The organism is Frigoribacterium sp. PvP121, assembly GCF_017833115.1.
Classification (GTDB): domain Bacteria; phylum Actinomycetota; class Actinomycetes; order Actinomycetales; family Microbacteriaceae; genus Frigoribacterium; species Frigoribacterium endophyticum.
In genome coordinates this window covers 1,615,661-1,632,013 of the sequence record NZ_JAFIBR010000001.1, presented here as the reverse complement: position 1 = coordinate 1,632,013, position 16,353 = coordinate 1,615,661, and the positions used below count along the sequence as shown (strand labels likewise).

The window sequence follows — 16,353 nt, the reverse complement described above, 5'->3', positions numbered from 1 at the left end:
GGTCAGTGCCCGAGGGCCGGCACCGTCCGAGGTCGCACCAGCAGCCACAGCGCGGCGATCGCCACCACGGAGGTGCAGATCATCACGCTGCCCATCGGCACGGCGGAGCCGATGCCGAGGAACCCGACGACGGGCGAGATGAGGCCTGCGAGGCCGAAGTTGAGCGCCCCGAGGAGGGACGCGGCCGTGCCGGCCTCCTTGCCGTGGTTCGCGAGGCCGAGCACCTGCACCTGGGGGAAGGTGAACCCGCAGGCCGCGATGAAGAACCAGAGCGGCACGAGGATGCCGACGAGGCCCACCTGCAGCGAGTCGAGCACGACGATGGTGGTCGCGCTGACGAGCAGCACGGCGGTGGCCGCCGCGAGGATCCACTGCGGGCCGTACCTCCGGGCCAGGCGCGAGCTGATCTGAACGCCCGCCACGATGCCGAGCGAGTTCACGGCGAAGAGGTAGCCGTACTGCTGGGCGTCGAGGCCGTAGACCTCCTGGAAGAGGAACGACGACGCCGAGAGGTAGGTGAAGAGCCCCGAGAAGACCATCGCGCCGATCAGGGCGACGCCGACGAAGACGCGGTCGCCGAAGAGCACCCGGTAGCGCTGGCCGAGGCTCGAGTGGCCGGGCTCGTGGCGGCGCTCCTTCGGCAGGGTCTCGACGATGAGGAACATCGCCGCGACGATGACGAGGGCGCCGTAGGCGACGAGGAAGACGAAGACGCCGCGCCAGCTCGTGAAGGCGAGCAGCTGCGAGCCGATGACCGGCGCGAGGATGGGAGCGAGGCCGTTGACGAGCGCGAGGCGGGAGAGCATCCGGACGAGCGGCAGGCCGCCGAAGAGGTCGCGGACCATCGCGAGGGCGACCACGCCGCCGGCTGCGGCGCCCATGCCCTGCAGCACCCGGAAGACGCCGAGCCAGACGATGTCGGGGGCGGCGGCGGCGCCGATGCTGGCGACCACGTGCAGGGCGGTCGCGGCGATCAGCGGCGCCCGACGGCCCACCTTGTCGCTCCACGGGCCGACGAGCAGCTGCCCGACGCCGAAGCCGATCGTCGTCGCGGTCAGCGTGAGCTGGACGAGCCCGGTCGACACCCCCAGGTCGTCCTCGAGCGCCGGGAAGGCCGGCAGGTAGAGGTCGATGGTGAACGGGCCGAGCGCGGTCAGCGCGCCGAGCACGATCACGTAGACGAGACGCTGACGGCGGGTCAGGGCGTCGCCGGGGTGGAGGACGGTGGTCACGCGGTGCCTTCGTGGTCGAGGAGGGGCCGGCGGGGCGCCGCGCTCGAATCGTTTCGAGCGGAGGGCGTGCGCTCCCGGCGGTGAGGAGGGGAGGGGGGGAGGCGGCGGTCGGCCCGTCGACGCGGGGCCGCCTCGTCGAGACTACCGGGGCGCGGGCGGGCTCCGACAGTCCCGACCGACACCCGATGTCGGCTAGCGCGACGACCGTCGGCGACCCCCTAAGCTCGGCCCCAGCACCCGTACCGACTGGAGGTCACCATGGTGGACGCCCGCATCGTGCAGACGACGAAGGCCCTGCACACGGCCATCGTCGACCTCGCGTCGAAGCAGCCCGTGTCGACCATCACCGTGGCCGACGTCACCCGCGCCGCCGGCATCAACCGGGCGACGTTCTACAGCCACGCCACCTCGCCCGGTGCGCTGCTGACCGCGGTGATCACCCCCGAGCTCGACGCCATCCGGGCCGCCGACACCGCGGCCCGCGAGGCCGCGGTCGACGTCGACGGCGCCGAGATCACCCGTCGCGGGGTCGAGAAGGTCGTCGACCACGTCGTGCGCTACCGCGAGATGTACCGCCTCGCGCTGCCCGACCCCCTCGACGCGTCGATCCACCAGGCCCTCGCCGGCCACTTCGAGACCTCCTCGCTGCAGCACATCTCGCGCCTGCCCGAGGGCACTCTGCCCGAGGGGCTGTCGGTGCACATCGCGGCGGGGTTCTTCGCCCACGCCCTGGTCGGCGCGGTCGAGGCCTGGCTCGGCGGCAAGCGCACCAGCCGCAAGACCCTGCTCGACACCATCGTCGCGATGGTGCCCAGCTGGTGGCAGTGACCCCGAGCTGACCGCCGCGGCGCTGCCTCGCCGCGCGCACCTCTCGGGTGAGCCCCCGCCAGGCCGCCGCCCGTCGGCCAGCCCGCTCGTCAGCGGCCCGTGTCGTCAGCGGCCCGTGTCGTCAGCGGTCCGTGTCGTCGGTGAGCCCGAGCTGCACGACGGCCGGGCCGAGCCGCAGCACCCCGTCGCTGAGCGGCTCGCAGCGCACGCCGCCGCGGCCCCGCATGGCGCGGAAGGCCCCCGGAGCGAGCTCGTGGTCCATCCAGGCGCACGGGTTCGCCGCGCGGGTCGCGCGCAGCAGCACCGGCCCCTCCCCCGAGTCGATGCTGAACGTCGTGCCGCGCAGCGCGTCGACGTCGAGGCCTCGCAGCACGACGTTGCGCCGCGTGGCGGCCGCGTCGAGCGGCCCGTCGACCCCGAGGAGGCGCGCCACGGTCTCCAGGGACTCCGCCGCGAACACGGTCACCTGCGCCCCGCGGTGGGCGGCCCGGCCGAAGTACCGGTCGCCGACGATGCCGAGCCCGGCCCGGACCTCGACGGAGCTCGGCGTCTCCGGGCCGGCCGCCGGTTCCGCGCCGTCGGCGGGTCGCCCCACGTAGCGTGAGCGCGGAGAGGCGAGCAGCAGCTCGACCGTGACGGGCACCGACGGGGGCGGGCCGGCCTCGCCGCCCCGCGCCTCCTCGGGGCCTCCGCCCTGCCCTGCGCCTCCGGTCACGGCACCACCGTACCGGGGCCGGGACGACGAGAGCCGACCGCCCGGAGGGGCGATCGGCTCTCGCTGCTGTGGTGCTGTGCTGCTGCGGTGCGGGTGGGACTACTTCGTCAGCGGCTCGAGGGTCGGGTCGTTGGCGTAGGCCTCGGCCGCGTTGTCCTTCGTGACGATCTGCGGGGGCAGGAGGTAGGCCGGGACGACCTTGCTGCCGTTGTCGTACGACTCGTCGTCGTTCGTCTCGGCGGTGTCGCCCTCGGACAGCGAGGAGACCATCGCGATGGCCTGCTTGACCAGGTTGCGGGTGTCCTTGTTGATGGTGCTGTACTGCTCGCCGGCCATGATCGACTTGACCGACTCGACCTCGGAGTCCTGACCCGTGACGACGGGGACCGTCTTGCCGGCCTGCTTCACCGAGGTGATGATGGCGCGGGCGAGGGTGTCGTTGGGGCTCAGGACGCCGTCGAGCTCGGTGGAGCCGTAGGTGCTGGTGAGCAGCGAGTCCATGCGACGCTGGGCGTTCTCGGCCTTCCAGCCGTCGGTCGCGGTCTGCTTGATGTCGGTCTGGCCCGAGGCGACGACGACGGTGCCGTCGTCGATCTTCGGCTGCAGGACGCTCATGGCGCCGTCGAAGAAGACCTTCGAGTTGGCGTCGTCGGACGAGCCGGAGAAGAGCTCGACGTTGTACGGGCCCTCCGCCTTCTTGGCGGCCATGCCGTCGAGCAGGGCCTGGCCCTGGAGCTCGCCGACCTTGAAGTTGTCGTACGCGACGTAGTAGTCGACGTCCTCGGTGTTGAGGATGAGGCGGTCGTAGGCGATGACCACGGCGCCGGCGTCGTGCGCGGCCTTGACCTGGGTGCCGAGCTGAGCACCGTCGGCCGCGCCGATGATGATCACCTTCGCGCCCTTGGTGACCATGGACTGGATCTCCTCCTGCTGGTTCGCGACGGTGCCGGAGGCGGCCGCGTACTGCACGTCGGGCTTGAAGCCCGCCTCGGTGAGGCCCTCGGTGAAGAGGTCGCCGGCGAGGACCCAGTTCTCGCTGGTCTTCGCGGGCAGCGCCACGCCGATGGTCGAGCCCTGCTCGAAGCCGGACGCCGCGTCGCCGGAACCGGCGTCGGTGCGGGCGGAGTTGGAGCAGCCGCTCAGGATCAGCGTCGTTGCTGCGGCGACCGCCATGGTCGCCAGCGCGATTTTGCGCATGCTGTGTCTACTTTCTCGTAGGGATCACTTGGTGGTGCGGGGGGCGGTCGTGGTGACGACCGCCCGGGGAGGCGGAGCCGACCGTCGGTGGTCGGACCGCGGGTGGGTCTAGTTGGGGGTCGACGCCTTCGGGCGCTGCACGTCGCTCAGGTCGCCGTTCGGCTGCAGGGCCGGCGTGGTGCTCTCCGGCCCGGTGGCGACGCCGGACTGGTTGCTCGCCAGGGCACCGTCGGCGGGAGCGGCGACGCCGTTCTTGTCGCGGCGGAGGCCCCGGGTGAGGAAGCCCGTGATCGACGGGCGGCCCTGGCTCTTGTTGTAGACGTCGACGGCCACGGCGATCAGCAGCACGAGGCCCTTGATCATCTGCACCTTGTCGGAGCCGACGCCCATGAGCTGGAGGCCGTTGTTCAGGACGGCGATGACGAAGCCACCGACGATCGAGCCGGTCACGGTGCCGATGCCGCCGGCGACGGCGGCGCCGCCGATGAAGACCGAGGCGATCGCGTCGAGCTCCCAGTTGAGGCCGTCCTGGGGGCCGGAGGCCCCGGCGCGGGCGACGTAGATCATGCCGGCCAGCGAGGCGAGCACCGACATGTTCATCATGACGAAGAAGTTGATCCGCTTCGCCTTGACGCCGGAGAGCTCGGCGGCGTGCGAGTTGCCGCCGACCGCGTAGATGTGGCGGCCGAAGATCGTGTTCTGCGTCACGAAGCCGTAGACCAGGACGAGCACACCGAGGATGATGCCCGAGATCGGGAAGGAGGTGCCGACGCGGCCGCCGCCGAAGAGGGTCGCGGCGTAGGCGATGATGCCGACGAGCACGACGAGCTTGAGGACGCTGACCCAGAGGGGCGCCATCTCGGAGCCCATGGCGCGCTGGACGCGGCGGAGGCGGAACTCGCGGTAGACCACGACGAGCGCGAGCACCAGGCCGAGGAGCAGCGTGGCGTTGTTGTAGCCCGTGTTCGGGCCGAACTCGGGCAGGTACCCGGCGCCGATGACGGTGAAGCCCTCGGGGACGGGCAGCGTGTCGGCGTTGCCGACGAACTGGTTCGCACCACGGAAGAGGAGCATGCCGGCCAGGGTCACGATGAACGCGGGCACGCCGACGTAGGCGACCCAGAAGCCCTGCCAGGCACCGATCACGGCGCCGACGACGAGGCCGAACACGATGGCGACGGGCCACGGGAAGTTCCAGCTCGTCATCGACGTGGCGACCATGATGCCGCTGAAGGCGGCGACCGAGCCGACCGAGAGGTCGATGTGGCCGGCCACGATGACCATCACCATGCCGATGGCGAGGATGAGGATGTACGAGTACTGGCTGACCAGGGCGATCAGGTTGGTCGGGTCGAGCGTGAGCCCGCCGGTGAGGAACTGGAAGATCAGGATGGCCACGACGAGCGTCGCGATCATGCCGAACTGGCGAGCGTTCGACTGGTTGCCGCCGAACACCTTCTTCAGGTCTTTGATGCCACTCATGCGGCGTTCTCCCTCTTCTTCGAAGTCATGCTTCTCATGAGCGTCTCGGCATCGGCCTCGGACGCGTCCATCTCGTTGGTGACGGTGCCCTCGAAGATCGTGTAGATCCGGTCGGAGAGCCCCAGCAGCTCGGGCAGCTCGGAGGAGATGACGATGACGCCCTTCCCCTGTGCCGCGAGCTGGTTGATGATGTTGTAGATCTCGAACTTCGCGCCCACGTCGATGCCGCGGGTCGGCTCGTCGAGGATGAGCAGGTCGGGGTCGGTGAACATCCACTTCGCCAGCACGACCTTCTGCTGGTTGCCGCCGGAGAGCTTGGCCACGCCCTCGTCGACCGTGGGCGTCTTGACGCGGAGGCTCTTGCGGTACTCCTCCGCGATCGAGTGCTCCTCGTAGGTGTTGACGACGGAGGCCTTCGAGATCTTGGAGAGCTTCGCGGCGACCGTGGAGCGCTTGATGTCGTCGAGCAGGTTCAGCCCGAGCACCTTGCGGTCCTCCGAGACGTAGGCGAGGCCGTTGTCGATGGCGTCGGAGACGTTCTTGATCTGGACCGTCTCGCCGTCCTTGATGATCTGGCCCGAGACGAACTGGCCGTACGAGCGGCCGAAGATGCTCATCGCGAGCTCGGTGCGACCGGCGCCCATGAGGCCCGCCAGGCCGACGATCTCGCCGCGGCGCACGGAGATGTTCGAGCCCTTGCAGACGAAGCGCTCGGCGGTCTGCGGGTGGCGGACCCACCAGTCCTTGACCTCGAAGAAGACCTCGCCGATCTTCGGGGTGCGGTCGGGGAAGCGGCTCGCGAGGTTGCGGCCGACCATGCCGCGGATGATGCGGTCCTCGTTCACGCCGTCGGCCTTGACGTCGAGCGTCTCGATGGTCTTGCCGTCGCGGATGATCGTGATCGAGTCGGCGATCGCCTCGATCTCGTTGAGCTTGTGGCTGATCATGATCGACGAGATGCCGCGGCCCTTGAGCCCGCGGATGAGGTCGAGCAGGTGCTGCGAGTCGGCCTCGTTGAGCGCCGCGGTGGGCTCGTCGAGGATGAGCAGCTTCACGTTCTTGTTCAGCGCCTTGGCGATCTCGACCAGCTGCTGCTTGCCGACGCCGAGGTTCTTGATCGCCGTGTCGGGGTCGTCGCCGAGGCCCACGCGGGCGAGCAGGTCGACGGCGCGGGTCTTGGCCGCGCGCCAGTCGATGGCCCCGCCGAACTTCGTCGGCTCGTTGCCGAGGAAGATGTTCTCGGTGATCGAGAGCTCGGGGATGAGCGCCAGCTCCTGGTGGATGATGACGATGCCCTGCGACTCGCTGGAGCGGATGTCGCGGAAGCGCATGACGTCGCCCTGGTAGACGATGTCGCCGCTGTAGCTGCCGTACGGGTAGACGCCCGACAGCACCTTCATCAGCGTCGACTTGCCGGCGCCGTTCTCGCCGCAGATCGCGTGGACCTCACCGGCACGCACCTGCATCGACACGTCGTCGAGCGCCTTGACGCCCGGGAACTCCTTGGTGATGGAGCGCATCTCGAGGATGACGGGAGAGTCAACGGCCACGGCCGGCACCCCCGGGGATCCCGCTCATCGTGTTCGGTGCACTGGGCACACTGACCTCCACGTTCGACCTCTTCGTCGGCCGACCGCCCCTCACGGGTGCGGCGGGCTCGTCCTGACTCGTCGCTGTCCGGGCCTGGCGGCCGGGTCTGACGACCTGGCTCCTGTGACACCGGATGTGACCGTTCACACCGCGACTGGAGCAAAGCTAGACCCGCTCATGGCCGCTGTCAAATGCCGTTGCCGTTCCGTTATCCGCACCGGTCTGAGGGAGGCGGGGCCCGCCTCCCTCAGGTCCGTCACCGTCGGCCGACAACGCTGTCACGATCGCCGCGCGCGAGCGACGTCGACCGTCGGGGCGGAAGGTCGACGCGGTGCCCTCAGAGGAACCACGGGCGGGCCGTCGAGCCGCGCACGATCAGCTCGGGCGCGACCAGGGTCCGGTCGACGACCGTGCCGCCCTCGAGCTCGGAGACGACGAGCTCCACGGCCCGTCGCCCGATCAGCTCGAAGTCCTGCCGCACGGTCGTCAGCGGGGGCCAGAGGTGCGCCGCCGTCGGGGAGTCGTCGAAGCCCACGACGCTGACCTCCCGCGGCACGTCGACGCTGGCCTCGCGGAACGCGTGCAGCAGGCCGACGGCCATGAGGTCGTTCGCCGAGAAGACCGCCGTGAAGTCGCGGCGGCGCAGCAGCTCCTTGCCCGCGAGGTAGCCGAAGTCGGCGGTGAGGTCGCCGAGGATGGGCGGCTCGATCGAGAGCTCTGCCTCGCCCATCTCGTAGAGGAACCCCTGCATGCGCTCGTCGGCCTCGATCCAGTCCTGCGGGCCGGCGACGTGGACGATGTGCTTGTGGCCGAGGTCGATGAGGTGCCGGGTGGCCAGGCGGGCCCCGGCGTGCTGGTCGACCGAGAGGCTGTGGGCGGTCGTGCGGCGGGTGCTGTCGAGCGCGACGATCGGCACGCCGAGGTCGAGCTGGTCGAGCACGTCGAAGAACTTGCGCTGGGGGGCGATGACGATGATCGCCTCCACCGCCTGGTTCGTCAGCAGGTCGACGCTGGCCCGGACGTCGTCGTCGGCGCGCGTCGTGCTCGCGATGCTGAGCCGGTAGCCGGCCGCACGCGCCTCGAGCTCGATGGCGTTCACCATGGTCTGCGGGCCGAAGTGGACGTTCTGCAGCGTGAGGACGCCGATCGCGCGGGAGCGGCTCGTGACGAGGGCCCTGGCCGCCTGGTTCGGGCGGTAGCCGATCTGCTCGATGACGTCGAGCACGCGCTGCCGCGTCGCCGGCCGGATGCTCGGGCTGTCGTTCAGCACCCTCGAGACGGTCTGGTACGAGACCCCCGACAGTGCCGCGACGTCGCGGATGTTGGGAGCGCGCACCTTGTCCGTCTCAGGTTTCACGTCGCTCCGTCGCTGATGGCGATGTGACCGTACACATCGCGCGGAGACCATTATGCAGCGCTGCTCCGACGACGACGACCGCCGGACGGGGATGCGCGGTGCCCGCGGCCGGTCAGGTCACGTCGCGCGGCACGGCCCGCCCGGTCACCGAGAGGGCGAGCAGCGCCACCGCGAGCGCGACGGTGAAGCACGCCACGAACGCGACCGGCTCGGCGGCCCCGCCGAGCTGGACGAAGGCCGCACCGGTGACGGCGAGCGCGACGGCGGAGCCCGACGAGTCGGCGATCGTGAGCGCCGAGCTGTTGAAGCCTTTTTCATCGTCGCCCGAGCCGCGCAGCACGAGGACGGAGAAGCGGGGGTACATGAAGCCCATGCCCGCCCCGGCCAGCGACCACCCCACGATGACGACGGCGGGCGTGAGGTGCAGGAGCGGCGACGCCACGGCCGAGAGCACGCCGACCACGACGAACGCGACGCCGATCCGGATGCCGAGCAGCTGCGGCACGCGCGCGCCCAGGCGGCCCTGCGCCCAGCTCGCACCGGCCCAGGCCACCGCGCCGAGCGTCAGCGTGATGCCCGACGCCGACGCGGAGAACCCGTGCTCGGACGAGAGCATGTAGGGCAGGTAGACGTCGCTGCCGAGGAAGGCGGCGCCCACGAGGCCGCGGAGCAGCACGAGCGTGGGCACGCCGGGGGCCGCCCGGAGCGTGCCCCGGGGCAGCAGCGGCCGCAGCGCGACGCCGAGCACGGCGACCGCCGCGACGACCACGACGGCGGCCGCCCACAGGGGCAGCTCGCTGAGGAGGTTGAGCGCCAGCACGGCGAGCGCCGCTCCCCCGGACCACGCGATGCGGCCGACGCTCCACGCGACGCGGGGCTCCCCCGGGGCGACGACCGGCGGGCCGACCCGACGGAGGCTCGGGAGGATCATGAAGAAGGCCGGCACCGCGAGCACGAGCGCGCCGAGGAACACCCAGTGCCAGCCGACGGTCTCCGCGACGGTGCCCGCGACGACCGGGCCGACGAGCCCGGGCACGACCCAGGCCGCGGCGAAGCCCGCGAAGATCGACGGGTGGAGCGCCGGCGGGTAGAGCCGCGAGACCATCACGTAGAGGCCGACGATGACGGCGCCCGAGCCGAGCCCCTGGACGAGCCGGCCGGCGAGCAGCACGACCATGTCGGGCGCCGTGCCGACGATCGCCAGGCCGACCCCGAAGGCCAGCACGGAGGCGACGATCACCACCCGGGGCCCGCTGCGGTCGGCCCAGTTGCCGGCCACCACCATGCCGACAACGCCCGTCGCCAACGGGGCGGCGAAGGCGAGCGAGTACAGCTGCTCGCCGTCGAGCTCGCGGGCGATGATCGGCATCACGGTCGTGACCGCGAGCGACTCGAACGCCGCGATGCCGATCAGCGCCACCATGCCGAGTGTCGCCAGGAGGTACCGCCGCGAGAGGACGCCGCCCTCGCGCTCGGCGGAGGGGGCGACGGTGCTCATGCGGCCAGCCTAGGCCGGTGCCGCGCGGCTCAGGAGGCGCTGCGGTCGAGCGCCTGCTCGACGTCCGCCAGCAGGTCGGCGACGTCCTCGATGCCGACCGAGAGGCGCACGACGGTGTCGGGCACCTCGAGCTCGGTGCCGCGCACCGAGGCGTGGGTCATCTCGGTCGGGTAGCCGATCAGCGACTCGACGCCCCCGAGCGACTCGGCGAGCTGGAAGAGCTCCGTCGACTCGGCGAAGCGACGGGCCGCGGCCGGGCCCTGGGCGAGCGACACCGAGATCATGCCGCCGAAGGCCTTCATCTGGCGGGCCGCCAGCTCGTGGCCCGGGTGCGACTCGAGGCCCGGGTAGTAGACGCGGTCGATGGCAGGGTGCGCCTCGAGGGCGCGGGCGAGGGCCAGGCCGTTCGACGAGTGCCGGTCGACGCGCACGCCGAGGGTCTTGATGCCGCGCACCGTCAGCCAGGCCTCCATGGGCGCCGAGACCGCGCCGGCACCGAACTGGATGAAGCCGATCGCCTCGGCCAGGGCGTCGTCCTTCACGACGAGCGCCCCGCCGACCACGTCGGAGTGCCCGCCGATGTACTTCGTCGTCGAGTGCACGACCACGTCGGCGCCCAGGGCGAGGGGCTGCTGGAGGTAGGGCGAGGCGAACGTGTTGTCGACCACCACGAGCGCGCCGGCCGCGTGGCCGATCTCCGCGAGGGCCGCGATGTCGCTGATCTTCATCAGCGGGTTGCTGGGGGTCTCGACCCAGAGCACGGCGGTCTCGCCGGGGCGGACGGCGGCGCGCACCGCGTCGAGGTCGGTCATCTCGGCCGTCTCGAGCGTCACGCCCCACGGGGTCCAGACCCGGTTCACCAGGCGGTGCGTCCCGCCGTAGACGTCGTTGCCCATCACGATGCGCGACCCGGGCTTCAGCACCGACCGGAGCAACGCGTCCTCGGCCGCCAGGCCGGAGGCGAAGCTGAACGCCGCGGTGCCGCCCTCGAGGGCGGCCAGGAGCTCCTGCAGGGAGTCGCGGGTCGGGTTCGCCGACCGCGCGTACTCGTAGCCGCCGCGGAACCCGCCGATGCCGTCCTGGACGAAGGTCGACGACTGGTAGATCGGCGGCACGACCGCGCCGGTGCTGGGGTCGAAGGGCTGACCGGCGTGGATCGCCCGGGTGGAGAAGCCGGCGGAGCCGAGGTCGTAGCTGGTGTCGCTCATGGGGCGCCTTTCGGGGTGTGCAGGAAGTCGGTGAGGGAGCGGGGTGCCGGAGGCCGGGAGAGGCCGCCGGGCCCTGGCCGCGCTGGCCGGGCCTAGGCGGAGAGGAAGGCCAGGACGTCGTGCCGCGTGACGACGCCCACGGGGGCGCCGTCGTCGGTGACGAGCAGGGCGTCGGCCGTCTCGAGCGACGCTCGGAGACCGGCCAGCGACTCGTTGACGCCGATCAGCGGCAGGGCCGCCCCGACGACGGCGTCGAGCGTGTCGTCCATGCCGACCGCCCCGGTGAAGACCTGCTCGAGCAGTGCCTTCTCCGTGACGGCACCGACGACCTCCCCGATCACGACCGGGGGCTCGGCCGTGAGGACGGGCATCTGCGAGACGCCCCAGCGCGACATGATTCCGACCACGTCGCGGACGGTGTCGGCGGGGCGCGCGTGCACCAGGTCGGGCAGCTCGCTCGCCTTCGCGGCGAGGACGTCGCGCACGGTGCGCTCGTCGACGCTCTCGCTGAACCCGTAGGCGCGCATCCAGGAGTCGTTGAAGATCTTGCCGAGGTAGCCGCGGCCGCCGTCGGGCAGCAGCACGACGACGACGTCGTCGGGGCCGAGGTCACGGGCGACGTCGAGGGCCGCCGCGACGGCGAGCCCCGACGAGCCGCCGACGAGCAGGCCCTCCTCGCGGGCCAGCCGACGCGTGAGCTCGAACGAGCGGGCGTCGGAGGCGGCGATGATCCGGTCGACGACGCTGGGGTCGTAGGCCGAGGGCCAGAAGTCCTCGCCGACGCCCTCCACGAGGTACGGCCGGCCCGTCCCGCCGCTGTAGACACTGCCCTCAGGGTCGGCGCCGATGATCTGGACGGCGCCGCCGCTGACCTCTTTCAGGTACCGGCCGGTGCCGCTGATGGTGCCGCCCGTGCCCACGCCGGCGACGAAGTGGGTCACGCGCCCCTCGGTGTCGCGCCAGATCTCGGGGCCCGTCGTCTCGTAGTGGCTCTGCGGCCCGGCCGGGTTGGCGTACTGGTTCGGCTTGAAGGCACCGGGGATCTCGCGGACGAGCCGGTCGGAGACGCTGTAGTACGACTCGGGGCTGGTGGGCTCGACGGCCGTCGGCGTCACGACGATCTCGGCGCCGTAGGCCTTGAGCACGTTGCGCTTGTCGTCGCCGACCTTGTCGGGCAGCACGAACACGCAGCGGTAGCCGCGCTGCTGCGCCACGAGGGCGAGGCCGACGCCGGTGTTGCCGCTCGTCGGCTCGACGATCGTGCCGCCGGGCTTCAGCAGGCCGTCGCGCTCGGCGGCGTCGACGATGCGCGTCGCGATCCTGTCCTTCGAGGAGCCGCCCGGGTTGAGGTACTCGACCTTGACCAGCACCGTGGCCGTGATGCCCTCGGTCACCTTGTTCAGCTTGACGAGCGGGGTGTCGCCCACCAGGTCGAGGACGGTCTCGGCGTACTTCACGGCGTCTCCGGGTTCTCCGCCGCCGTCGTGGGGCTCGCGGATCGGTGGCCGCCGCACGGGGCGGGGCCTGTGGTGAGGGTCGGGGGCGGGAGGTTCACCCGCCCCCCGAGTCTACCGGCGGCCCTCCGACGTGTGACGGTGGACGACGGGCGGCGGGGACGGGCCTCGCCGACACGCGCCCTGTGGACGCGCTTCCCAGACGGGCCTGGGGAGAATGTCGGTGACGCATCCACGACCGTCCGCGGCCCCGGCCGCGCCGGGGCCCTCGTGCTCCCGGCCTCCGTCACGCAGACTGGTCTCGCGGAGACGAGCGTGCGCCGGAGCGGCGAGCTCGTCCGGCGTCGCACGACGAGGACCGCCCCCGACCACCGATCCCCCATCGCAGAGGACCAGCACCGTGGCCAGCACCGACAAGAACAAGCCCAGCGTCAAGCAGCAGCGCGACGCCCGCCGCCAGGAGAAGGTCGCGGCGCTGAAGCGCCAGCAGGCCGTCCAGAAGCGCAACCGGGTCGTGGGCATCTCGATCGCGGCCGTCGCGGGCGCCGCGGCCGTCGCCCTGCTCGTCACCTTCGTCGTGACGAGCGGCCAGCCCAAGCAAGACCCTGACGACATCACCGTCGCCGGCGTGCAGACCTGGGACGACCTGACGGCGAACCACGTCACGGGCTCCGTCGACTACGAGATGACCCCGCCGGCCGGCGGCGACCACGCGGGCGTCTGGATGAACTGCGGCGTCTACACCGAGCAGGTGCCGAACGAGAACGCGGTGCACGACCTCGAGCACGGCGCGATCTGGTTCACCTACGACCCGGCACAGGTGACGGACGACCAGATCGCCGCCGTCACCGACCTGGCGCCCTCGACCTACTCCGTGGTCTCGCCCTACGAGGGCATGGACAGCCCGATGTACGTGAGCGCCTGGGGCGCCCAGCTCGCCTTCGACGACCCGGCCGACCCGGCCGTCGCCGACTTCGTCACCAAGTACTGGAAGTCCAGCGCCGCCCCCGAGCCCGGTGCCGCGTGCAGCGGAGGCGTCGACGGGCCCGGCCGGGTCTCGTGACCGACGCGGGCGACGGCACCACGCGCTCCGACGCGACCGGTCAGGGAGGCGCGCCCCGCGACTCCGGGGCCCGTCGGCTCCGTCTCGTGGTCGCGGCGGTGCTCGCCCTCGCGATCGTGCTCGTGGCCGGCGTCGCCGTCGGCCGCCTGAGCGCGCCGGCGCCGGTCGTGCCCGGCGAGCGCAGCGTGGAGGCGGGCTTCTCGCGCGACATGCAGGTGCACCACGAGCAGGCGGTCGAGATGGCGATGGCCGTCCGTGACCGGAGCGACGCCGACGACGTCAGGACGATCGCCTACGACATCGCGACCGCGCAGTCGCAGCAGGCCGGGCAGATGTACGCGTGGCTCGAGCTCTGGGGCGACTCGCAGGCGCCGACGGAGCCCACGATGACGTGGATGACGCGACCCACCCTCGACGGCAGCTACGGCGACCACGACCACACGGCCGGCGCGGCGCCGACCGACGGGTCGTCGGCGCCGTCGCACACGCCGGGCGACCCGATGCCGGGCCTCGCGACCCCCGAGCAGATGGCCGAGCTGCGCGCGGCCGACGGCGTCGACGCCGAGCGACTCTTCCTGACCCTGATGATCGCCCACCACCGGGGCGGCATCGAGATGGCCGAGGCCGTGCTGGCCCGGAGCGACGACCGTCAGGTCGGCGACTTCGCCCGGGGCATGATCATGACCCAGGAGAGCGACATCGACGCGATGGAGCAGATGCTCGCAGCGCGCGCCTAGGCCTCCCCCGCCGCCGAGGCCCCGGGCGCGTCGGCGAGGCGGGCCCCCGCCGCCCCTGCCCCCGCCCCCGCCTCGACCGAGGCGACCTGCTGGCCGTAGAGGCCGGCGTAGACCCCGCCGCGCTGCACCAGCTCGTCGTGCGTGCCGCGCTCGACGACCTCGCCCGCCGCGACGACGAAGATGACGTCCGCCGCGCGCACGGTGGAGAGCCGGTGCGCGATGGCGATCGTCGTCCGGCCGCGGGCGGCGGCGTCGAGCGCCTGCTGCACCACGCGCTCGCTCACCGTGTCGAGCGCGCTCGTCGCCTCGTCGAGCACGAGCACCGCGGGGTCCTTCAGGAGGACGCGCGCGATGGCGATGCGTTGCTTCTCGCCGCCGGAGAGGCGGTAGCCGCGCTCCCCCACGACCGTGTCGTAGCCCTCGGGGAACGAGACGATCGTCTCGTGGATGTTCGCCTGCCGCGCAGCCGCGACGAGCTGCTCGTCGGTGGCGTCGGGGCGGGCGTAGCGCAGGTTGTCGCCGATCGTCGCGTGGAAGAGGTACGTCTCTTGGCTGACGATGCCGATGTTCGCCACGAGGTCCTCCTGGTCGAGCTCGCGCACGTCCGTTCCCGCGAAGCGCACGGCGCCCGACGACGCCTCGTAGAACCGCGGGATGAGGTACGAGACGGTCGTCTTGCCCGCGCCGCTCGGCCCGACGAAGGCCGCGAACTGCCCCGGCTCGATGTCGAAGCTCACGCCGCGGAGGGTCTTCTGGCCCGGCTCGGCGTCGGGGTAGGCGAACACGACGTCGTCGAACTCGACGCGGCCGAGGGCCGAGCGGTCGACGCGCCGCGGCGTGCTCGTCTCGGTGATCGCCGGCTGCAGGTCGAGGTACTCGAAGATGCGCGCGAAGAGCGCCCCGGAGGTCTGGAGGTCGAGGGCCACCCGGAGCAGCCCCATCAGCGGGAAGGTGAGGCGCGCCTGGACGGTCGTGAAGGCGACGATCGTGCCGGCGGTCACGGGCACGTCGCGGAGGATGAGCCAGGCGGCCACCAGGTAGATCAGCGCGGGGATCACCGACAGGAAGATCTGGACGACGGCGAAGAACCACTGGCCGCTCATCTGCTGACGCACCTGGAGCCCGATCTGGGTGCGGTTCTCGGCCGAGTAGCGCTCGACCTCGGCCTGCTGCTGGTTGAAGCTCTTCGCCAGCAGGATGCCGCTGACGCTGAGCGCCTCCTGCGTGATGGCGGTCATGTCGGAGAGGGACTCCTGCGTCTTCGTGGCGATCCGCGCGCGCACCTGGCCCACCCGGCGCTGGGCGACGACGAGGAGCGGCAGGAGGATGACGGTCACGACCGTCATCTGCCAGCTCAGCACGAGCATCGAGACGAACGCGGCGATGACCGTGACGGTGTTGCCGAGGACGCTCGAGATCGTGTTGCTGAGGACGTTGGCCACGCCGCCGACGTCGTTCTGCAGCCGAGACTGGATGACGCCCGTCTTCGTCCGGGTGAAGAACGCCAGCTCCATCCGCTGCAGGTGGCCGAAGAGCCGGATGCGGAGGGCGCCCATCACCTGGTTGCCGACCGTCGCCGTCAGCCAGGTCTGCCACACGCCGATGCCCGCGCTCAGCACCCAGAGCAGCACCATGGCGCCCACGAGCTCGAGCAGCACGGGCACGTCGGGGCCGCCGGCGGGGAAGAGCCCGAGGTCGAACGCCTGCTTGGTCAAGAGCGGGGGCAGCACGCTGATCGCCGCCCCGATCAGCACGAGCACGACCGTGACGACGAGGGCCCGGCGGTACGGGTCGAAGAGGCCCCGGATGCGGCGGAAGAGATCGGGGATGCGCGGCGCGGCGGCGTTGGCGGCCTTCTGCGCCTGCGCGTCGCCGCTCGAGATGCGGCCGCCGCCGCGGACGCCGCCCGCGGCGACCGAGTTCGTCCTGCTCATGTCGTCACGGTACGCCGTGCCGACGACACCGCCGGACCACCGCCTCCCGGGGACTCGC

General features: G+C 71.7%; 13 protein-coding genes. 3 read left to right on the top strand and 10 right to left on the bottom strand.

All coding sequences use genetic code 11. From position 1 onward, the window contains the following. Positions 1-2: 2 nt before the first annotated feature. The gene (locus tag JOE43_RS07655) at positions 3-1,232 is read right to left on the bottom strand and encodes a multidrug effflux MFS transporter (protein ID WP_209516612.1); all 1,230 of its coding nucleotides are present in this window, start codon (positions 1,230-1,232) and stop codon (positions 3-5) included. Positions 1,233-1,490: 258 nt separating this feature from the next. Here JOE43_RS07655 and JOE43_RS07650 point away from each other — a divergent pair, with 258 nt between their 5' ends. Beyond that, positions 1,491-2,060: a TetR/AcrR family transcriptional regulator gene (locus tag JOE43_RS07650; RefSeq protein WP_209516609.1), complete on the top strand. Its 570-nt coding sequence runs from the start codon at positions 1,491-1,493 to the stop codon at positions 2,058-2,060. Between the two features lie 121 nt (positions 2,061-2,181). Here the strand turns inward: JOE43_RS07650 and JOE43_RS07645 are convergent, their stop codons facing one another. The 8 genes from JOE43_RS07645 to JOE43_RS07610 all read right to left on the bottom strand — a co-directional run bounded on the left by JOE43_RS07645 (position 2,182) and on the right by JOE43_RS07610 (position 12,564). Beyond that, positions 2,182-2,775 carry an MOSC domain-containing protein gene (locus JOE43_RS07645; RefSeq protein WP_307803286.1) on the bottom strand — a complete coding sequence of 198 codons (594 nt, stop codon included), beginning with the start codon at positions 2,773-2,775 and terminating at the stop codon, positions 2,182-2,184. Between the two features lie 99 nt (positions 2,776-2,874). Then, positions 2,875-3,972, bottom strand: coding sequence for a sugar-binding protein (locus JOE43_RS07640; RefSeq protein WP_209516607.1), 1,098 nt, complete (start codon positions 3,970-3,972; stop codon positions 2,875-2,877). Between the two features lie 108 nt (positions 3,973-4,080). Then, positions 4,081-5,454, bottom strand: a complete 1,374-nt coding sequence (gene mmsB / locus JOE43_RS07635; RefSeq protein WP_209516603.1) for a multiple monosaccharide ABC transporter permease — start codon at positions 5,452-5,454, stop codon at positions 4,081-4,083. After that, complete coding sequence (gene mmsA / locus JOE43_RS07630; RefSeq protein WP_056055678.1) at positions 5,451-6,974, bottom strand: multiple monosaccharide ABC transporter ATP-binding protein; 1,524 nt, start codon at positions 6,972-6,974, stop codon at positions 5,451-5,453. Before mmsA ends, mmsB begins: the two co-directional genes overlap by 4 nt. A 407-nt stretch (positions 6,975-7,381) precedes the next feature. Continuing rightward, complete coding sequence (locus tag JOE43_RS07625; protein WP_307803285.1) at positions 7,382-8,401, bottom strand: LacI family DNA-binding transcriptional regulator; 1,020 nt, start codon at positions 8,399-8,401, stop codon at positions 7,382-7,384. Between the two features lie 112 nt (positions 8,402-8,513). Next, positions 8,514-9,899 (bottom strand): MFS transporter, encoded by a 1,386-nt coding sequence (locus JOE43_RS07620; RefSeq protein WP_209516596.1) that lies wholly within the window; start codon positions 9,897-9,899, stop codon positions 8,514-8,516. Between the two features lie 29 nt (positions 9,900-9,928). Further along, complete coding sequence (locus JOE43_RS07615; RefSeq protein ID WP_209516594.1) at positions 9,929-11,107, bottom strand: cystathionine gamma-synthase; 1,179 nt, start codon at positions 11,105-11,107, stop codon at positions 9,929-9,931. 92 nt (positions 11,108-11,199) lie between these two features. Further along, the gene (locus JOE43_RS07610) at positions 11,200-12,564 is read right to left on the bottom strand and encodes a cystathionine beta-synthase (RefSeq protein WP_209516592.1); all 1,365 of its coding nucleotides are present in this window, start codon (positions 12,562-12,564) and stop codon (positions 11,200-11,202) included. Between the two features lie 397 nt (positions 12,565-12,961). Between JOE43_RS07610 and JOE43_RS07605 the strand changes: the two genes are divergently transcribed. Next, a complete protein-coding gene (locus tag JOE43_RS07605; protein WP_307803284.1) occupies positions 12,962-13,624 on the top strand; it encodes a DUF3105 domain-containing protein in 663 nt (220 codons plus the stop codon). Then, positions 13,621-14,361 (top strand): DUF305 domain-containing protein, encoded by a 741-nt coding sequence (locus JOE43_RS07600; RefSeq protein ID WP_307803283.1) that lies wholly within the window; start codon positions 13,621-13,623, stop codon positions 14,359-14,361. The genes JOE43_RS07605 and JOE43_RS07600 overlap by 4 nt, the downstream gene beginning before the upstream one ends. On the opposite strand, the gene JOE43_RS07595 is transcribed toward JOE43_RS07600, so the two are convergent. Further along, positions 14,358-16,295, bottom strand: coding sequence for an ABC transporter ATP-binding protein (locus JOE43_RS07595; RefSeq protein ID WP_209516586.1), 1,938 nt, complete (start codon positions 16,293-16,295; stop codon positions 14,358-14,360). The two genes, JOE43_RS07600 and JOE43_RS07595, sit on opposite strands and share 4 nt — an antisense overlap. Between the last annotated feature and the right edge of the window lie 58 nt (positions 16,296-16,353).